The sequence below is a fragment of the Streptomyces olivochromogenes genome, assembly GCF_001514115.1.
Classification (GTDB): Bacteria; Actinomycetota; Actinomycetes; order Streptomycetales; family Streptomycetaceae; genus Streptomyces; species Streptomyces olivochromogenes.
This window is the reverse complement of the sequence record NZ_KQ948482.1, coordinates 58,814-78,099: the sequence shown is the minus strand read 5'-3', so window position 1 is coordinate 78,099 and position 19,286 is coordinate 58,814. Positions and strand designations below refer to the sequence as shown.

General features: G+C 66.8%; 11 protein-coding genes and 1 pseudogene. 4 read left to right on the top strand and 8 right to left on the bottom strand.

Annotated features, from left to right (window positions below; translation table 11 throughout):
- The 3 genes from AQJ27_RS58155 to AQJ27_RS46330 form a co-directional block, all read right to left on the bottom strand.
- The coding region (locus AQJ27_RS58155; RefSeq protein ID WP_208948617.1) for a hypothetical protein at window positions 1–257 on the bottom strand (257 nt) is incomplete at its 3' end.
- 32 nt (window positions 258–289) lie between these two features.
- Complete coding sequence (locus AQJ27_RS56985) at window positions 290–643, bottom strand: hypothetical protein (RefSeq protein ID WP_159064595.1); 354 nt, start codon at window positions 641–643, stop codon at window positions 290–292.
- Between the two features lie 298 nt (window positions 644–941).
- The gene (locus tag AQJ27_RS46330) at window positions 942–4,964 is read right to left on the bottom strand and encodes a hypothetical protein (protein ID WP_079065794.1); all 4,023 of its coding nucleotides are present in this window, start codon (window positions 4,962–4,964) and stop codon (window positions 942–944) included.
- Window positions 4,965–5,527: 563 nt separating this feature from the next.
- Here AQJ27_RS46330 and AQJ27_RS46325 point away from each other — a divergent pair.
- Genes AQJ27_RS46325 through AQJ27_RS59605 form a run of 3 tightly spaced genes read left to right on the top strand, consistent with a single transcriptional unit; the run spans window position 5,528 to window position 13,798 of the window.
- On the top strand, window positions 5,528–12,478 hold the full coding sequence (locus tag AQJ27_RS46325) for an RHS repeat-associated core domain-containing protein (protein ID WP_244313887.1): 6,951 nt from the start codon (window positions 5,528–5,530) through the stop codon (window positions 12,476–12,478).
- Between the two features lie 9 nt (window positions 12,479–12,487).
- Window positions 12,488–13,075 carry a T6SS immunity protein Tdi1 domain-containing protein gene (locus AQJ27_RS56980; RefSeq protein WP_159064594.1) on the top strand — a complete coding sequence of 196 codons (588 nt, stop codon included), beginning with the start codon at window positions 12,488–12,490 and terminating at the stop codon, window positions 13,073–13,075.
- Window positions 13,076–13,105: 30 nt separating this feature from the next.
- Window positions 13,106–13,798, top strand: a complete 693-nt coding sequence (locus AQJ27_RS59605; RefSeq protein ID WP_067383717.1) for a hypothetical protein — start codon at window positions 13,106–13,108, stop codon at window positions 13,796–13,798.
- 440 nt (window positions 13,799–14,238) lie between these two features.
- Here AQJ27_RS59605 and AQJ27_RS46315 read toward each other — a convergent pair whose 3' ends face one another.
- From AQJ27_RS46315 to AQJ27_RS46305, 3 genes are all read right to left on the bottom strand, one after another.
- Window positions 14,239–15,399, bottom strand: a complete 1,161-nt coding sequence (locus AQJ27_RS46315; RefSeq protein ID WP_067383714.1) for an oxygenase MpaB family protein — start codon at window positions 15,397–15,399, stop codon at window positions 14,239–14,241.
- Window positions 15,400–15,487: 88 nt separating this feature from the next.
- A complete protein-coding gene (locus AQJ27_RS46310) occupies window positions 15,488–16,540 on the bottom strand; it encodes a polyprenyl synthetase family protein (RefSeq protein WP_067383711.1) in 1,053 nt (350 codons plus the stop codon).
- Window positions 16,533–16,811, bottom strand: coding sequence for a polyprenyl synthetase (locus tag AQJ27_RS46305; RefSeq protein ID WP_067383708.1), 279 nt, complete (start codon window positions 16,809–16,811; stop codon window positions 16,533–16,535). The genes AQJ27_RS46310 and AQJ27_RS46305 overlap by 8 nt, the downstream gene beginning before the upstream one ends.
- Before the next feature lie 466 nt (window positions 16,812–17,277).
- Between AQJ27_RS46305 and AQJ27_RS46300 the strand changes: the two genes are divergently transcribed.
- Window positions 17,278–17,952 (top strand): FkbM family methyltransferase, encoded by a 675-nt coding sequence (locus AQJ27_RS46300; RefSeq protein WP_067383706.1) that lies wholly within the window; start codon window positions 17,278–17,280, stop codon window positions 17,950–17,952.
- Between the two features lie 32 nt (window positions 17,953–17,984).
- Here AQJ27_RS46300 and AQJ27_RS59600 read toward each other — a convergent pair.
- Together AQJ27_RS59600 and AQJ27_RS46295 are read right to left on the bottom strand one after the other, a co-directional pair.
- Window positions 17,985–18,077, bottom strand: a pseudogene (locus AQJ27_RS59600) (DUF6233 domain-containing protein); the annotation flags it as partial.
- A gap of 45 nt (window positions 18,078–18,122) precedes the next feature.
- Window positions 18,123–19,286, bottom strand: a 1,164-nt coding sequence (locus tag AQJ27_RS46295) for a hypothetical protein (protein WP_208948616.1), incomplete at its 5' end; no start/stop codon positions are given.

Below are 19,286 nucleotides of genomic sequence, written 5' to 3'. Positions count from 1 at the left end.
CGCCGGTACAGGTGGCGACGCCCGCCCCGGCTCCGGCCGCCCCCGAGCACCGGGAGCTGGAGTCCTCCGCGGCTCCCGCGCGGCAGCCTCAGCCCCAGGAAGAGGCTGTTGAGGAAGACGCAGGGCGCTTCGCCGAGGCCTACCAGAGGTGGATCGCTCAGGTCCAGGCAGAGCCCACGGCTTCCCAGTTCGCTGCCTTCCTCCGGTCCGAGTACGGCATCACCACCGCGGCCGGCGGCCCGCTCTCTGACGAACAACTGCAGCCCCTGCTCCGAGTCCTCCAGCAGCGCTATGCACCACCGGCCGGTCCCGCGATCGCCCCGGACGGTACGGAAGGTGTCCCGGAAGAAGAGCCGTCGTCTACAGCGCCTGGCTCGCCTACGCGGGAGAACATGATCAGTACCCCGATGCCGCCGCACTCGCCGCGTATGTCTTCCAGCGGGACGGCATCACCGGGGCTACCGGCCAGCCCCTCATGGGCGAGGACCTGGAGGACTTCGTCGCCGCCTTCCAGGAGCGGGAGTTCGGTGACGCTGAGCCGCCCCTCGGAGAAGCAGCCGTTGGCTTTGGCGAGCAGGTGCCTCCCGTGCCGTCCCCGAGCGAGTCCGATCCCCAGGCCGAGCCCGTTGGCGCGGGGGCGCACGCTGCAGAGGAGAAGCGCGGCCCGAAGGTGAATGCCGCCATCGACGGCATGGCGGACGAGCAGATAGCGTCCCAACCTCCGGCCGCGGGAAGCGGCCTCACCACCGAGCTCAGGCAGGTGACATCACAAGATCTCCGACTGAGCCTAATTACGTGACCGCTGACAACCAGTTCCGACGAAGACCCCAGACCCTACGACGCCGAAGTCAGTAACACCCTCTGAAGTGCACGTGTGCAGGCTGCAGCCCCCGCGCGGGCGGAGTGTTGCGGGGGCTGCGGCTGCTTGATCGGCGTGTGGTTTAGGCGTCAGGTCCGAGTGAGGCCAGGTCGAAGGCGTTGCTGATGGTTTGGTATCCGTCGGGGGTGAGGTTGACGTGGTCGCCGGAGTCGAAGTCGAGGGGAGCGGCGTCCGTGTCGAGCATCAGTGCGGGTGGATCTGTGGTGCTGGCCGGGTCCTGGATGGCGATGGTCGACTCGGCGTCGATGTTTTTGAGGCTGGGTGTGATGGGGTCGGATTGGTCGGTAATCCAGGTGTTGGTGTTGATGCGGTTTTGGTCTATGGCTGCGGTGCAGGGGCTGTAGCCGTGGCAGGGGGTGAGGGTGGTGAAGATGACTTTGATACCCCAGCCTCTGAGTTGGTCGCGTAGCAGTCCGAGCGCGTTGTCGATGTCGACGTCGTCGTGGCCTGCGACGATGTCTTCGAGGCCTTGGGTGACCACGACGGTGCGTAGATTGGGGATGGACAGGATGTCGCGGTCCAGGCGGGTGAGGACGGCACGGCCGCCGGCGCCTGCTCCCTGGTCGGTGCCGAGGTAGTTGTTTTCGATGCCGGAGGCCACGACCCCGTAGACCGGTATGCCTTCGGTGTTGGTGCGCAGACGAATGGAGAGGTCGTTGTTGTAGCGCAGGGTCTGGTTGCCGGGTGTGGTGCCCGAGGTGCGCGTGTTGATGAGGCCGTCGCCGAGTACGGAGACTGCTGGCCGGTGATCGGTGGGGGTGACGTCGACTTCGGTGAGGATGTCGGAGTAGCGCCCCGAAACGGTTCCCGTGCCGGTGAACGCGGTGTCGGCCGTGTCCTTGGTGTGGTCGCCACTGCCGACGGCACTGACGAAGCCGAGGGTGTCCGGTGCCGCCCAGGGGTGCATGACGAGGTAGTTCACCTGGTTGACCAGATGCATGCTGGTCGTCAGCGAGACGCCCGGTATGACCTGCATCGGGATGGGATCGCTGTAGAGTTCGCCGCCTTCGGGGATGGCCACTGATTTGTTGCCGTTGAAGGTTACGTCGACGGGTGTGGACGTCGTCGCGGCGCCGCTGCTGTAGTAGGCCACGGTGACGTGGTCAAGGGTGAGCGGGTCCGTTCCCAGGGCGTTGGACAGCCGGAGCCGCACGTTGTCACCGCCGGCGCTGGTCTGGGTGATCATGCGCAGGGTCTGGTTGCTGAAGGCGCCCATGCTGGAGAACTGGAAGCGCTCCTCGGTGGGCGCGCCCCAGGTTCCGGTCCAGGTGGCGCCGTTCGCGGCGGTGGCAGTGTCGCGGACGCTCATGCCGATGATGTGCATGCCGGGTACGTATTTGCGGGCTGCGTCGGCGAGGTCGGGCAGGGCTACCGTGTCGATGGTGGCTCCGGCCTTGAGCGGGATGGCGAAGGCGTAGATGTTGGTGTTGCGGGTCTGCTGGGCGGTTGGGGTGTTGCGGTGGGGCAGGGTCACGGCGGCCAGGGCGTCGGAGCCGTAGACCCAGTCGGGCATGGTCAGGTAGTAAGGCTGTGTGGTGTTGTCGCCGTAGGTGATGGTCCCGGTCGGGGTGACGCAGTCTTCGTATGTGCCGTTGCCGAGATGGCAGTCGGTGGCAGAGGTGTTGGTGTTGTGGGGGACGAGGGGGCTGCTGTAGTCGCCGTCCTTGTGCTGAGAGCCGATGAAGCCGTAGGTGGAGAAGCCGAGGAAGACGAGGGCTTGGCCGCTGGTGCCGTTCATCTTGATGGTCTGGTTGGCGGCCATCACGTTGTCGCCACTGGCGGCACCGAAGTTGGGAAGGGTGAAGGTGGCGCCGTCCACGGTGACCTTGCCGCCGGGCTGCCATCCGGCCGCTTTGAGGTCCTGTAGCGAGAGTGTGGCGCCGCTTCCGTCGGCGTCGGTGGCGGTGGGGTTGCTGTCGTCGGTGGTGGCGGTGTTGTTGAAGGCTTCCTGCAGGCTGGTGTACGGCTGCGGGGCCGGGGCATGGCCCAGTGCGGTGAACTCGTACTGTTGCTTTGAGGAGACGTTGCCGGCCGAGTCGACGGCGTAGACGTAGAGCGTGTGCGTGCCGGGGGCCACCGGGGTCACCCGGATGCTGGCGGTGTTGTTGTTCGCCTTCGTCCACTGTGAGGTGGGGGTGTTGGAGATGGGCGGTTCGGCGTCCAGGCCATAGAGGAACTTGGCCGCGTTGTTGCCGTTGGTGCCCGGGTTCACGGAGACGGTGAACTCGCCCGTGGTGCCCGCCGCGGTGATGCCCGCGGAGTCTTCTGGGTAGAGGTTGTCTGCGGTTTTGACGGTGGGTTGTGCGGGGCTGTGCAGGTCGACGGTGAAGTGGCAGGTTGCCGAGGTGGCGGAGGTGTCCTCGCCGTCCGTGGAGGTGACCTTCCAGCTCACCAGGCTGCCGTCGGCCAGGCCGCTCATGAAGGATGAGGGCAGTTGCTTGGGCGCGTTGGCTCCGCTGGAAACGGTGGCGCTGGTGGTCGTGGTGGCCGAGCCGCTGCCGACCCAGTACGAGTACGCGGCGGAGAGGGCGTCCTTGTCTCCGTCGCTGACCGAGGCGTTGAGCGTGGGCGGGGTGGTGGCCAGGGTCTTGCCGACGATCGGGTACGAGGTGGCGGTGCCGCAGCCGAGCGAGGTGGAGCCGACCTTGGTGGCCAGGTTGCCGGGCTTGTTGGGCACGTGGTTGTACTCGATGGACATGGAAGGACTGTTGGCGAAACGTTTGAAGTAGTTGCCGTCGCCGCTGCCGTTCTGGCTGTTGACCAGGGCGAAGGTCCAGCTCTTCCAATGTGCTGAGGCGCCCTTGGCGATGGTGGTGGTCAGACTGGAGCTACTGAAGCCGCCGGAGGGCTGGCTGGTGCAGGCTGGTCCGAAGCTCTTGGTGGCGAGTTTGCTGGTCAGGGACGGCTTGGAGTTCCAGGTAGTGGAGGAGCTGAAGGCGTCGGACCAGTACAGGTAGATGTCGGAGGAGAGGCTGCAGCTGGCGGAGTAGTTCTCCTTGGCGTCCACTGTGGCCGAGAGGATGTGCGCGTCGTAGATGGCGGAGGGGACGGCGAGCTGGAAGTAGGAGCGCTCGACGCCGATGCAGTCGGTCCAGCTGTTGTAGCCGACGCCGGGGTCGCCGTACTGGGTGGAGTCGTAGTTCTTCGCCGTGGGGCAGCCGGCTTGGGTTTCCACGTAGTGCTGTTTGCTGCCGTTGGCGTAGTGCGGGTTCCAGGTCGGGTCGATGAAGACCGGGTACCTGGTGTGAGCGTCGCCCAGCAGCTTCGCGTCGGGGATGAGGAAGAGGGTCCGTCCGTTGAGCCGGCCTTGGACGCGGGCCACCCGGGCTTTGGGGGCGGGGCCTGTTCCCGGGGCGGTGTGCTGTGCGCCGATGCCGCTGGAGTCCCACATCGCCGGCTGCGGGGCACTGAAGAGTACCCGGCCGTCGGGGGCGGTGGCGGCGAGGTTGCCATGGCCGTCGTCGGTGACGGTGACGCCGTGGGCGCGGGTAGTGAGGGAGAGCTTGGCGAGAGCCGGGTTGGCCGCGGCTTTTGCGTCTTTGACGATGAGGACCTGGGACCAGCCGCCCTGGGTGTCGGCGGTGACTCTCAAGTCCACGCCGGGCAGCACGCCCGGGTAGGTCAGGCTGGCACCGGAGACGTGCGGGGCGGGCAGGAGCTTGGGCCAGGAAAGAGCGAGAGAGGTCTTGCCCTTGCTCATGGCGGCAAGCGGAGCCGCACCGCCGCCGGAGAAGACGAGGGGCTCGGCTGCCGCCTTGGGGCTGTAGGTGCCGTCTACATTGCGCCGCAGGGTGGAATCCACTGACACCCAGCGTCCGGCCTTGTGTACCCGTACCGGCAGCAGGCTTGAGTTGTAGGTCAGGGTGCCCGACGGGTTGGCCGTTGTGGTGGCGGTCTCGGTGGTGAGTGCGTCGACGCGGACCGCTGTGCCGGATGCCGCGGCCCGTTTCTGGGCGGAGGCGAGGGCGGTCTGCTGCGACGTCGTCAGATCACTGTCGTCGGCAGGGCGCAAAGAGCCGGTCGGCTCGGGCTGCTGTGTCTGGTCGTCGGGTGCCGGGGTGAGGGCCGGCTGACCGGTGGTCACGTCTTCGACGGCCCCCGGGACAGGGTCTGCCGCGGCCGGTACAGCGGGCGCGAGAGACAGAAAGAGTGCACCGGCAGCGGCCGTGGCCAGTAGGCGGCCGGATCTTTGTCGTTTCCTTTTGAATGTTCCGCGAAATATAGAACGGTCGGGCATTTCCCACCCAAATTCGAATCCGAAGGAAAAGTGTTGATAGGTGCCAGGGAGGCTACCGGCAATCAAGTCAGGCCGACAACTGGTGGCTGAAAACCGCGCATCAGCATTATTGGGCGACTGCGTGTGGGGCATGCAACTTTGCTGCTGGAGTGCGCTAGTTGACGGTTTTCTTAGTTGATTTGCCCGCTTCTTGGGCTAATTGATGCACCTTGCACGCGCTTCTTGGCGATCTGAAGCGATTTTCGTGGCGATCTCTTTACTCGACCAACGTTGTGAAGGCCCTGTGAAATGAGATTTCGGCATGATCAAATGTCTTCTCGGTAGTCATGCTTGAATGGGGGGTCTGAGTGCGTCGGAATTCACGGTGGCGGATTTTCGGGAAGGCCATGCGGATACGCAGGGTGCCCGCTTTGTGGATCGTCGCAGTCGCCGCGCTCAGCCTGCTCGTGGGGCTCCTCACGCCTGCGGAATCGGTCGCCGCCGGGCATAGCCCCAATTACCTCATCAAGGCGAAGAGGGAAAAGCCCGTACCGGTGTCGCCGGTCAGGGGCAGGGCGGCGAAGGTGTCGCACATGGCCCGCTGGAGTGCCGCCCACGCACACAAGACCTGGCCCACGGCGGCCACGGCCGACCTGGCGGTACCCGCGCACGGCGCCGCCGCCAAGCGGGCCGCAGGCCTTCCGGTGTCCATCGGCGCGGCCAAGGGCTCACACCGGGCTCACACCGGGACCGGTGTGCACGTGACGCTGCCGGGCCAGAAGGCCGCGCAGCAACTCGGTGTCCGCGGTGTGGTCTTCACCGTGCAGCCGGACAGCGGCACTCCGGGCGGCAGTGCCCAAGTGGGCCTGGACTACACGGCGTTCAAAGACGCCTACGGCGGCGACTGGGCAGGGCGGCTGCGCCTGGTGCGGCTCCCGGCCTGCGCCCTGACCACCCCGCAGGCCGCCGGCTGCCGCAAGCAGACCCCGCTGGCCTCTGCCAACGATGTCAAGGCACAGACGGTCTCGGCCGATGTCGCGCTGCCCACCCGCACCACAGCACAGCAGGGCGCCAAAGCTGAGCCGATGGTGCTGGCGGCGGTGGCAGCCGCCTCGGGCGGCGGCGGCAGCTACGCAGCGTCCTCCCTGGCCCCGTCCGGCCAGTGGTCGGCGGGCAGTTCGAGCGGCGCCTTCAGCTACTCGTATCCGATCTCCGTGCCCGACGTCCCCGGCGGTCTGGCCCCGAGCGTGTCCCTGGACTACAGCTCGCAGAGCGTGGACGGGCGCACCTCCTCGACGAACTCCCAGTCCTCGTGGATCGGTGACGGCTGGGACTACTCGCCCGGCTTCGTCGAGCGCAGCTACGCCTCCTGCTCCGACGACACCGCAGGCGGCAGTCCCAAGACCTCCGACACCTGCTGGTCGGACGCGGCCGACACCCTCACCCTGTCGCTGAACGGCTCGTCCAACACGCTCGTCCACGACGACGCCACGAACACCTGGCACCCGCAGGGCGACAACGGCGAGAAGATCGAGGTCAAGAGCGACACGGTCAATGGCGACAACGACAACGAGTACTTCATCGTCACCACCGCCGACGGCACGAAGTACTACTTCGGCCTGAACCGGCTGCCCGGCTGGGCATCGGGCAACGCGACCACCAACTCGGTGTTCACCACGCCCGTGTACGGCAACGACACCACCGAGCCGTGCCACGCCTCCACGTTCGCCGCCTCCTGGTGCCAGCAGGGATACCGGTGGAACCTCGACTACGTCGTCGACCCGCACGACGACGCCGTCAGCTACTGGTACACACCTGAGACCGGCTACTACGGCCGCGACAACACCACCACCCCGACCCCGTACACCCGCGGCGGCTACCTCTCCAAGATCCAGTACGGGCAGCTGGCGGGGAAGGTCTACGACAGCACCGCCCAGGCCGCGGCCCAGGTGTTCTTCGACACCTCCGAGCGCTGCCTGGCCGACTCCAGCTTCGACTGCGCGTCGTCCAAGATGACGTCCGCCAACGCCTCGCACTGGCCGGACGTTCCCATCGACCAGACCTGTGCCTCCTCGGGCACCTGCAACAACCACGGTTCGGCGTTCTTCACCACCCAGCGCCTGACCGGTATCCGCACCCAGGTCCTGGTCGGCACCGGCTACCAGAACGTGGACGCCTGGTCGCTGACCCACACCTTCCCGACGACCGGGGACACCACCACCCCGTCGCTGTGGCTGAGCCAGATCGTGCACACCGGCAAGGACGGCGGCAGCCTGGACCTGCCACCGGTGAAGTTCGCCGGCCAGGCGCTGGCCAACCGTGTCGACGGACTGGACGGCTACCAGCCGATCACCCGCTACCGGCTGACCACCATCACCACCGAGTCCGGCGAAGTGATCACGGTCAACTACACCGGGCCGCAGTGTCACCGCGCCGGCACCCAGGTGCTGCCTTCCAGCGAGGATGGCAACACCTACCGCTGCTATCCGCAGTACTGGACACCGCCGGGCCAGACGTCACCGCAGCTGGACTGGTTCAACAAGTTCGTCGTCAACTCGGTGACGGAGCAGGACCAGACGGGCGGCGGCCTTCCCGTCCAGACCTCCTACACGTACGTGGGCGATCCGGCCTGGCACTTCAGCGACGACCCGCAGACGCAGGCCAAGTACCGCACCTGGAACCAGTGGCGCGGCTACGGCCAGGTCGAGACCCGCACCGGCACATCCCCGGCGAAGATCACACTGTCCCGGCAGACGTTCTTCCGCGGCATGGACGGCGACAAGACCTCCACCGGCACCCGCAGCGTCCCCCTCAACGACCGCGCCGGCGACGACCCGCAGAAGGACTCCGACTGGCTGGCCGGCCAGACCTTCGAGACGGAGTCCTTCAACGGTGACGGCGGCGCGCTGCTGTCGGACAGCGTCACCGACCCCTGGAGCTCCGCGGCAACCGCCACCCAGGCGCGCACGAAGGCGGGCCTGGACCCGCTCCTCGCGCACCGCACCAACATCAATCGGGCCCGCACCACCACCACCAAAGCGGACGGCACCAAGCAGACCAGCGAGATCGACTACACCCTCGACGACGCCACCGGCCTGCCCAAGGCCATGGACGACCAGGGTGACGTCTCGACCTCCAAGGACGACAAGTGCACCCGCACCTGGTACGCCACCGACGCCAGCGGCAACCTGCTGCCGACACCGCGCCGCGTCCAGGAAGTCGCCATCAAATGCTCCGACACTCCGACCTACCCCGATGACCTGCTCAGCGACGACCTGACGTTCTTCGACAACTCCACCGACAACACCGCCACGCCCACCAAGGGCGATGTGACGATGGTGCAGAAGGCCGACTCCGTCGCCGCCGACGGAACCGCGCACTACATCACCGCGCTGAAGAACACCTACGACACCTACGGCCGCGAACTCACCGAGACCGACGCCAACGGCCACGTCACCACCACCGTCTACACCCCCACCACCGGCGCCACCCCGACCTCCATCAAGGTCACCCAGCCGAAGGTCACCGGCCAGACCGCCGGCTTCACCACCACGACCACGCTCGACCCGGCCCGAGGCCTGGACCTCAAGACCACCGACGCGGCCGGATACTCCACCACCAGCACCTACGACCCCCTCGGCCGCCTCACCGCCGTCTGGAACCCGGGCTTCCCCACCGACAACAACCCCAACACCAAATTCAGCTACGACCTCAACCCCAAGGCTCCGTCGACGGTCACCACCCAGACCCTCAACGACAACAACGCCTACCGCACCTCCATCTCGATCTACGACGCGCTGCTGCGCCCGCGTGAGACACAGACGGCCACCGTGGACGGCGGCCGCACCATCACCGACACCGTCTACGACAGCCACGGCTGGCCGGTCAGCGCCTCGAACGCGTACTACAACACCGGTGCCCCCTCGGGCACGCTGGTGGACGCCGCGGACAACAAGACCCCGTCCCAGACCGGCACGGTCTACGACGGCGCGGGCCGGGTGACCGCCTCGATCGCTTACCACTTCGCTTCGGAGACGTGGCGCACCACCACCGCCTACCCCGGTTCCGACCGCGTCGACGTCACCCCGCCCGACGGCGCCACCCCCACCACCACCTACACCAACGCCCGCGGCCAGACGGTCAAACTGCTGCGCTACCACGGCACTACACCCTCGGGCGCCGCCGACACCGTCACCTACGCCTACGACGCGACAGACCACCAGATAGGCCAGGACGACGGCCAGGGACACACCTGGTCCAGCAGCTACGACCTCCTCGGGCGCCGCACCTCCCAGACAGACCCCGACACCGGCTCCTCCAGCTCCACCTACGACAACGCCGGACAGCTGCTGACCACGACCGACGCCCGCAACAAGACCATCAGCTACCAGTACGACGAAATGGGCCGCAAGAAGGCCGAGTACGACACCACGGGCAACGTGGCGCCCGCGGCCGGCAACGAGCTGGCCTCCTGGACGTACGACACGCTGAAGAAGGGCAAGCCCACCTCCTCCACCCGCTACGTGGGCGGCACCAGCGGCACGGCCTACACGCAGAAGGTCTTCGGTTACGACAGTCACGGCTGGGTGCAGTCCACCCAGCTCGTGATCCCGGCCGCGGAAGGCGCGCTCGCCGGCACGTACACGACCTCGAACAGCTACAACCTCACCGGCACACTCGGCTCGTACACCGACGCCGTACCCGCCACGGTCAAACTGCCGCAGGAGACCGTCTCCTACACCTACGACGCCTTCGACCGCCCCACTGCGGTCGGCGGCTCCGTCAACAGCTGGGACTACGTCGACAAGCTCTCCTACACCGAGTTCGACGAGCCCTACCAGTACACCTACGGCACCTCCGGCAACTTCGCCCAGCAGACCCTCAACTACGACGACCAGACCCACCGCCTGACCGACTCCACCACGACCACCCAGTCCGGCGCCGCGATCGCCGACAAGACCAGCTACGCCTACCAGCCGTCCGGCAACGTCACGAAGATCACCGACAAGCTGGAGACCGGCACGAGTGACACCCAGTGCTTCAACTACGACTGGGCGCAGCGACTGAAGACCGCGTGGACGGCCGCCGACGACTGCGCGGCCACCCCCGCCCCCGGCGCCTCCACCACCGTGGGCGGCCCCTCCCCGTACTGGCAGTCCTGGAGTTACGACGCCACGGGCGCCCGGTCGACGCAGGTGGACCACGACCCGTCAGGCGACACCACCCACGACACGACGGCCACATACACACCCTTCACAACGGCGGGCAAGGGCCACCCGGCACACGCGGTAGACAAGGTCGACAAGGTCACACCGGGAGACCCGGCCGCCAACACCACCAACAGCTACACCTACGACGACACCGGCAACGTCCAGACACGCACCACCCGCGCAGGCACCGACACCCTCACCTACGACGACGAGGGCAACCTGTCCGAACTGGCCTCGACCGGCTCCAGCGGCGACACGAAGTACCTCTACAACGCCGACGGCAGCCTGCTGCTCCGCCACAGCCCCGACGCCACCACCCTCTACGCCGGTGACGAGGAGATCACCCTCAAGAAGGACGCCACGAGCGCCGACGGCGTCCGCTACATCTCCATCGCCGGCGAGACCGTGGCCACCCACTCCTCCGACGGCCACTTCACCTACCTCATCCCCGACCGCCAGGGCACCGGCACCCTGGCCATCGACTCCCAGACCCAGCAGGTCACCCGCCGCCAGTACAAACCCTTCGGCGAAACCCGCGACCAGACCGGCACCTGGACAGCTGGGCAACGCGGGTACGTCGGCGGCACCCAAGACGACAACACCGGCCTGACCAACCTCGGCGCCCGCGAATACGACCCCTCCATCGGCCGATTCCTCAGCCCCGACCCTCTGCTTGCCCCCGGCGCCCCGCAATCCTGGAACGCCTACGACTACGCCGACGACACCCCCATCACCACCTCCGACCCCACCGGCGCCTGCGCCGCCGCCGACTGCCCCACTCGTAACTGTCCCTACTGCATAAACGGCACACCGACCGATGCTGACTCCATGCAGCGGGCCATGAACGACCATCCTGGCTCGGGCAGCACCCCCAACAACACCAAGTCCTACGCCAAGAAGTACAAGGCCGACGTCAGCAACAGCACCGCCCACGCGCAGGCAGAGGAACGCGCACTGGAGCGCCAGAAAGCCACCGCGGACGCGACGGCGGCCGCCGCGAAGAGACAGGCGTCCGGCTTCAAACACCGCCTGCTCAGCCTGGTAGCGGACGTCATCGGCATCACCGACGCCTACAACTGCTTCACCAAGGGCGACGTCATGGGCTGCGTCAACACCGCCCTGACAGCCGTCCCCTGGGGCAAGATCTTCAAAGCCATCAAGGTCGGCGTCGAAGCCTTCAAGGTCTGGCGCGCCCTGGACCGCGCCTACACCGCGGTCAAGGACGCCGAAGAAGCCGCCAAGGTCGCCGAGGACGCCGTCAAGGCCGAACACATGGTCGTGGAAGCGGAGAAGGCGGAGGGAGCGGGAGCCGAAGCAGCCAGCTGCGCAACGCACAGCTTCATACCCAGCACCGCCGTCCGCCTCGCCGACGGCTCATCCAAACCGATCAGCAACGTCAAGGCCGGCGACACGGTCCTGGCCACCGACCCCCAGACCGGCGTCACAGCCCCGGAGCCGGTCCAGAACGTCATCGTCACCACGACGGACAAGGACTTCACCACCCTCACTCTGGACACGGCCCCGGTCCGTGGACCACCGCAGAAGGCAAAGGCTGACGCACCTGCCCGGCAGCCCCTCACAACGACCTGGCACCACCCCTTCTGGGACGTCACCCACCACCGCTGGACCAACGCCCACGACCTAACCCCCGGCACCAAACTCCGCACCACGGACGGCACCACCGTCACGGTGGCCGAGGTCCACAACTTCCACCAGCACCAGACCACCTACGACCTCACCGTCGGCACCCTCCACACGTACTATGTGGAGGCCGGGGCCACACCGGTCCTCGTCCACAACTGCGGCAATGACCCGGAAGCCGTCCATCTCGACCTGACGTACAAGGACGGGTGGTCTAGTGACCAGATCGATGAAGCTGACGGAAAGGTTGCTTACCTTAACGACCTGGCGCAGGACGGTCTGCTGGAGAAGACCCCGTCTGTCCGAGTGGTGAAGGGGTCTGCAGCCGGACGACTGCGTAGGGCAGGTGAGAAAGTTCCGCCCGGTAATGACGGTGATCATATGCAGGATCTCCAGCTCGGAGGCTCCGACACACTTGACAATCTCGGTGCCTTGAATGCAAGTGTGAATAGAAGTCTGGGACCGCAGATCGCCGCACAGCTCGAGGGGCTGGCCGATGGGACGAAAATTTGCGGCGTGTCGATCTGCTAGGAGGCATTGATGTATGAAAATTTCTTGACTACATATCCTGCGGATGAAAATAGCGAGGCTGAGCCTATCTCGAACTCGCCGCTGATAGGATTGGATGGATTTCGAGAGCTGGCTGAGCTTGGGGCAGGAAAGGGGTTCGGGGAAGGGATCATTCGCATCCACAGTCAGGAAGAATCGGATCGCGCGGTGCACTTCATTGCAGATGAATTTCCCGAGTATCGGGGTGCGGTCGTTCCCGTCGCTAAGGATTGGTTGGGGCGTCAGTACGCAGTCCCAATTGATAGCTCCTCGCCGCGTACGGATATGGTTCTGCTGATGGAGCCTGGTTCGGGGGAGGCTTTCGAAATCGACTGTGGCTTGATTGAACTCTTTGATCAGAAAATGGTAAGCGATCCTCTCACATTTCTTGCAGCCGATCTATTTTCAGAATGGCAGCTGGAACATCCAGAGCCAATTCAGGCAGGAAAATGTGTGGGCTTCAAGGTTCCCCTATTCCTGGGTGGTGGGGGGACCGTGAAAAACCTAGAGCTAACCGATGAGTCCGTGTACTGGAATCTCTTCGGCCAGCTGCGCAAGCAGGTCAAGGGTAGGAGCTGAGCAAGGCCCGGTCGACGGGCTGACCAGCTCGTGCCGCGAGTCGTCGCCCGAACGCTGACGCGGCAGCACCGCTATACGTCCGAGACGCTGTTCGAAGGCGTCTACCGCCTCACCGAGCGGGCATCGGCCACGTTCGCCAGCTCGGGACTCAGCATCCACTACCTGGAGCCTGCCGAACACGCCACAGGCCGGCCTTGGTCCACGCCGCGAACCTGCGACGACGCCTTCGACCGCCCCACTGCGGTCGGCGGCTCCGTTAACAGCTGGGACTACGTCGACAAGCTCTCCTACACCGAGTTCGACGAGCCCTACCAGTACACCTACGGCACCTCCGGCAACTTCGCCCAGCAGACCCTCAACTACGACGACCAGACCCACCGCCTGACCGACTCCACCACGACCACCCAGTCCGGCGCCGCGATCGCCGACAAGACCAGCTACGCCTACCAACCGTCCGGCAATGGCGAACACTTGCTCGGGGCCGAAGCTGCGCGCGTACTGCGGGCGACCGGACCGCGAGTCGGCGACTTCCTGATACATCTCCAGCGCGACGGTGCCCGCAACCGTCAGGACGACAGAGGTGGCGAGTATGGGCCACGGCTCCATGGCGGAATGGGAAGCCAGGCGCAGGTAGACCGCCGGGCGCCGGAAGCGGAAGGTGGACGTAGCCGTGAGCGAGGAACGCGTCCGCAGGCTGGTGCATGCCCGAGTTGGGGACGCTGAGGATCCGGGCGGCGAGGGACCAGGCCATCCCGTGGCGCTGGATACGGGAACCTCGGGGATCTCGCCCGGGTCGCTCCCCTGATCGAGTAGCCGGTCGACGAAGGCGGGAAGTAAGGCGTTCACGAGCTGCCCCCTGCGGGATCCTCCGGCCAGCCCCTGTGCAGGCGGCCCGGTCCGCGGTCATGTGGCGGACGGTCCCAGGCGTCCGCTCGCCGTTCGACGGCAGCCCCACGCCGACGTGGGCGACGTTTCGCCCACTCAAGACAGTCCGGTTGCAGGCCCTCGCTCCCCGCCCGCCACCATTAGCCCGTCTTCCGTCCGATCTCGAATGGCTGCGCCGGCGAAGCGGACTGCCTTGGGTGAGGAGCCGGAACTGGACCCTGACTGGGAACCTGGCTTCGACTTCATGTGACTTCGTGAGGTTCTGGCTGGGCGGTGTGTCAGGTGATGCTGGGTGCGGGCGGGGTCCAGCGGCGGGTGCGGGGCGCGGCGCCGGTGACGCCGTAGTTCTTTTTCAGCTGTTCGGGGATGGCGTAGTGCATGACGCGTCCGCGGGTGAGCGAGGACAGTTCGAGGATGGTGGTGAGGTGGCCGAGCCGGTCCAGTGCCCAGGCACCGAGCGGTGAGCGGTCCTCGATGGTCTCCAGGACGCGCAGCAGATGGGGGACGGCCTTGACGGCGGTGTCCCAGGGGGTGCGCGGGACTTGGAGCCAGTCGGCGCAGGTGTCGCCGATCAGATGGCGGATCAGCGCGGAGACGATCGGGTCGAAGAAGGTGCCGGGGACGACTTCCTCGTACAGGTCGATGAGCTGTCGGGTGAGGTGCGTGCCTTCCTCGGAGGGTGCCATGTGGCGGATCATGTACAGGTCGAGGAACTGGCGTGCTTCCTCCAGGGTCTTGGGGACGGTGTCCTGGTCGACGCCGAGTATCGCTCCGACGACCCGCCAGGCGTAGAAGTATGCATCGGCGCCCTCGGCGGACATGTGGATGCCAAGGCGGTGCAGGGAGTCCAGGACGAGCAGAGAGAAGAACATCTGCCCGCCGATCATGTCCTCCTGGCAGATGGGGATGCCCAGTGTCTCTGTGTCCCAGCGGTTTTCCCGCTTGAGGTGGTGGCGGATGGAGGCGTGCAGGAGGCGGACCTTCTGCGCGGCGGGGATGAAGCGGCTGCCGGCCTCGAACGCGTCGGGCTGCATGAGGTAGACGGTGAACTGCCCGGTCTCCGCCATCCTCTTGGAGGGGTACTTCAGCCCGTGGGTGGCCGACAGCAGTCGGGCCACGTGCGGGACGACGTAGCAGGCTGGCATGGAGGCGAACGACAGCGCGGTGGAGATGTGCACGTTGTTGTCGATGAAGAACAGACGGGCTTTCTCCATCTCGGCCCAGTCCACCCAGGCCGGCGGGACGCACGTAGCCTTGAGGTACTCCCGGGCCACGTCGGGCAGCCCGTCGGGCAGGGGAGCACCGGCGGTGGACATGTACCGCATGAGGGTGTTGAACTTGCCGACCTCGCCGCGTTCGAACAGGGTAGCGACGGTGGCGTCGGCGAGTTCGTCACCGGCCTGGCGCAAAGCGTCCATCGACGCCTCGGTATAGGTCATCAGGAACTCCTTGGTCTTGCGCGGCAAGCGGGGGTGCCCTCGCAGGAATGGGGCGATGCGGTTGTGGCGGTGCCGCTGGGCGAGGGTGTCAGTGGTGGCGGATCGCCGCCGACTGCGCCAGCGTGGTCAGAGCTGCGGTGGCATGCCCGCAGATGTCCAGGTCGTGCAGGCATCGTGTGGCCTCTTCGACCCGCGTAGTGATCATTTCTTCGATACGGTCCGGCGCCTTCAGCCGCAGCATCAGCGCGCGCACGGCCTCCAGACCGTTTCCGTCCAGGTCGCGTCGGCCCAGCAGGGCGCGCAACTGCTCACGCTCCTCGCCGCCGGCGATGCGCCATGTCTCCGCCAGCAGGGCGGTGGGCCGGTGGCCGCACACATCGTCGAGGTTGGCCTTGCCGGTGCGTTCCGGATCCCCGAACAGGCCCAGCAGGTCGTCCCTGAGCTGAAACGCCTCGCCCAGCGGCAGCCCGTACGCGGAATACCCCTCGCGCAGCCGCCCGCCGGCGCCGGCCAGCGCACCGCCGATCAGCAGGGGCTGCTCGACGGTGTATTTGGCGGTCTTGTACCGGATCACCTTCAGTGACGCAGAGGTGTCCGGGGTGGCACCGGTGTGCAGGATTTCCAGGCACTCGCCGGCGATCAGGTCGCGGGCCAATGCCGCCCACAGCGGGCGGGCCCGGCCGAGGTAGGCGGCGGGCAGGCCGCTGGTGGCGAACAGCTGACCGGCCAGCGACATCAGCAGATCCCCCACCAGCATCGCCAGCGATCGGGCCGCGTTCGCCGCCCGCGGGCGGCGCCGCAGCGCGCTCCGCAGGGCCACGTGCGCGGTGGGGCGGCTGTGGCGCAGCGCACTGTCGTCGATGAGGTCGTCGTGCACGATCGCGGCGGCGTGCACCAGTTCCATGGAGGCCGCCGCCCGCACCAGCGCGTCACTGTCCGGCTGCCCGGCCGCACGCCAGCCCCAGTAGCAGAAGGCGGCTCGCAGTCGTTTTCCGTCCGCGACCGCTTGCTCCACCTGCCGGGCAACGGGAATGAGCGCTGGATCGATGTCCGCGAACTGATCTGCCTCCTGGGAGACGAAGGAGCACAGCACCTCATCGACGCGGGCTTTGAACGCGGCCGTCTCCCAGTGCTCAGACACCGTCGCCGGCCTGCCGGGCCAGAGCGTGACGGGCGAGCACCTCCAGATGTGCCGGTGGTGCGGCCGCGTACCGGTCGAGGGTCAGGCGCCCGCGCGCGATCAGGTCCCGTTCGGCCTCGGCCGCCAGCTCTGCCGTGTCCGAGCGACGCAGCAGCCCGCGCACCGTGCCGAGCGTCGACCCGAGCGTGCTCACCGCTAGATCGGCCAGGCCCGCCACCAGCAACACCGCTTGCTCTTCCAGGTTTCCAGGGCGTTCCGCTTCTCGTGTCATGCCTACCCCCACCTACAGAAGAACCTCAGGCACCGGTCCCGCGCCGTATTTCCCAGCGTGCGTTACGCCAGGCGGAGAGGGGGAAAGAACTCACCAACGAGCGATCACACCGTATGGGTGTGCGGTCGGTACACCCCCTGTCCGCCGCTCTTCGCCGGACAGGAGATGCGCCCCGCACGCCGCGCGGATGTCCGGCACCGACCAGCCAGCCGGACCTACGGCATCAGAAGCACCGCTGTCGGCGCGCGTGTGACGTCGGCCCCACACACGTACTGCATGTTCCCCACGCCACCGGGTCGAGTTCGTCGGGGAAAGCCAGCTCGACTTCCAGGTGCTCGGTAGGAATCCTGACCGCCCTCTGGAACCAGCGGCCCCACTTCTCATCGCTCACCGTGTACGCGTACTCGATCCAGACCGACTCGCCGGGAAGCGGCCTTGATCATTCTCGAACAGCAGCCACACCTCTTTGAAGGCGTCTCGGTCGTGCTTCGCCTGCCAGCGCATCGACTCGCCCTACTACAGCGTGCTCGCCGCCCATCTCGTCGGCCCCGCCGGCCGCGTGGCGGCCGTAGAGCCGTCCCCCGACTTCCACCAGATGCTGACGGCGAACGCTCGGGCCAACGGATGTGACAACGTCCGCGCGGTGAACGCCGCCGCTTCCGACGTCCCCGGGCGGTTGGTCTTCTACCTGGAGCGCTCCACCAACCTCGGCGGTACCACCGCCGTCCGGCCACACACCGTGGAGTCCTCGTTCGAAGCCGACGCGGCACCGCTGCCCCAACTCACGGAGGAGGAGCTCGCCGCCGCCCGCCTGATCAAGATCGATGTGGAGGGGGCCGAGGCCGCAGCCGTCTCCGGGCTCGTCCCGATATTGCCCCGGCTGCGGGGCGACGCCGAGTTGGTCATCGAGGTCACCCCCCGCCTGCTGGCCAAGCAAGGGCGAACTGTCGACGACGTTCTCCGTCCGCTGCGCGAGCACGGATTTCACACCTACCGACTGGCCAACGACTACAACGCCGGCAGCTACCCAGCCGCCCTGCGTCGACCCGCGCCCGCCGTGCGGTGGCGCGAGCCTGTAACGGCGATGACTGACCTGGTGCTCTCCCGCACCGACGGCGAGATCCTCCCGCCCGGGCGCTAGATTCCAGACGTGCGTTAGCGCCCCAGCGACCGCTACGCGACATCCACGCCCAACTCGGTGTCCGACCGGCAGAAGACGCATGGCTCGACTTTCGGGTCCGTGAGTGCCACGCGCGCCTCGCTTACGAGGCCCGGCCGGCTGGAGCAGCAAGGCGCATGTCGAGTGGGGCATCAGCTTTGGGCATCGTCACGGTGTCGGGCGAGAGCCTTCCAGCGGCGTTCAAAGTCGTGGGCCTGCTTCGTGATGTCGGTGGCAGTGAGGGGGTTGTTGTACTGGGCGGTGACCCCGCGTGTTGCGCAGTCCTGGGCAACGGCGTCGGCCAAGGGGGTCTCACTGCGCATCCGGTGCTCGGCCCAGACGCTGTAGGTACGGAAGGGCAGGAGGTATCTGCGCAGTGTGGACGGGCTGATCGGCTTCCCGCCGCGGCCCTTCACCCCCTTCTCGGCGAGGTAGGCGGACAGTTGCTTGTCCGTGGGCTCGGCGCCGTGCTGTTTCTGGTGCTCCACCCACGCGAGGTAGTAGCGATCGACGGTGGTGAGGTCGCTTTCCTCGTTCGCTTCCGCGGGCGCGGTTTCTTCATCGGTGATAGCAGCGTTTACCCGGAGGCTTTGTTTCCCCTCCGCAGCCTGTGCTCCCACGATGGAGGGTGTCTGCTGGGTATCAGTCTCGGCAGGGGCGGGTGCTGGAAGTGCCGGTGCGCCAGCTTCATGGTCCGTCTCTTGGCTCTGCGGTTCACTGTCGCCGAACTCGCGCTCCTGGAAGGCCGCGACGAAGCCTTCCAGGTCTTCGCCGGTGAGGGGCTGGCCGTCGGCTGCGGTGATGCCGTCGCGCTGGAACACGTATGCCGCGAGGGTGGCTGCGTCGGGGTACTGGCCGTACTGATGCGCGTACGTGAGCCAGGCATTGTAGAAGAACCCGTCCCACGACTCGTCTGCTGCGGCCGGTTCCGTGTCGTCCGGAGCAGGGTGGGCTTCGGGCGGTGAGGTGTAGTGCTGCTGGAAGACCCTGAGCAGGGGCAGCAATTGGTCATCGGAGAGCGGACCACCGGCCGCGGTAGAGATACCGAACTCGTCTCGGAGGAAGGACGCGAACTGGGCGGCTGTGGGCTCAGTCTGGAACTGAGAGCGCCACAACTGGTAGGCCTCGGCGAAGCGTCCGTCGGCGTCGTCGATGGACGTCTGCTCACGAGGCTGCCCGCCGCCCACCGGCTGGGCCTGCATGACACGCTGTGTCTCCGTGCTCACCGGCTCCGGCTGCTGTCCTCGGCCGGCTGTTCGGGCGTCGAGTGCCAGGGCGTCTGCCTGCACTGCGGCGGGACCCTGCTCGAGGGTAAG

What these genes read in the sequence shown, in the direction of transcription:
- AQJ27_RS56980 (WP_159064594.1), top strand. Translation starts at nt 12,488, where the DNA reads ATGTATGAAAATTTCTTGACTACATATCCTGCGGATGAAAATAGCGAG.
- AQJ27_RS46305 (WP_067383708.1), bottom strand. Translation starts at nt 16,811, where the DNA reads ATGACACGAGAAGCGGAACGCCCTGGAAACCTGGAAGAGCAAGCGGTG.
- AQJ27_RS46315 (WP_067383714.1), bottom strand. Translation starts at nt 15,399, where the DNA reads ATGACCTATACCGAGGCGTCGATGGACGCTTTGCGCCAGGCCGGTGAC.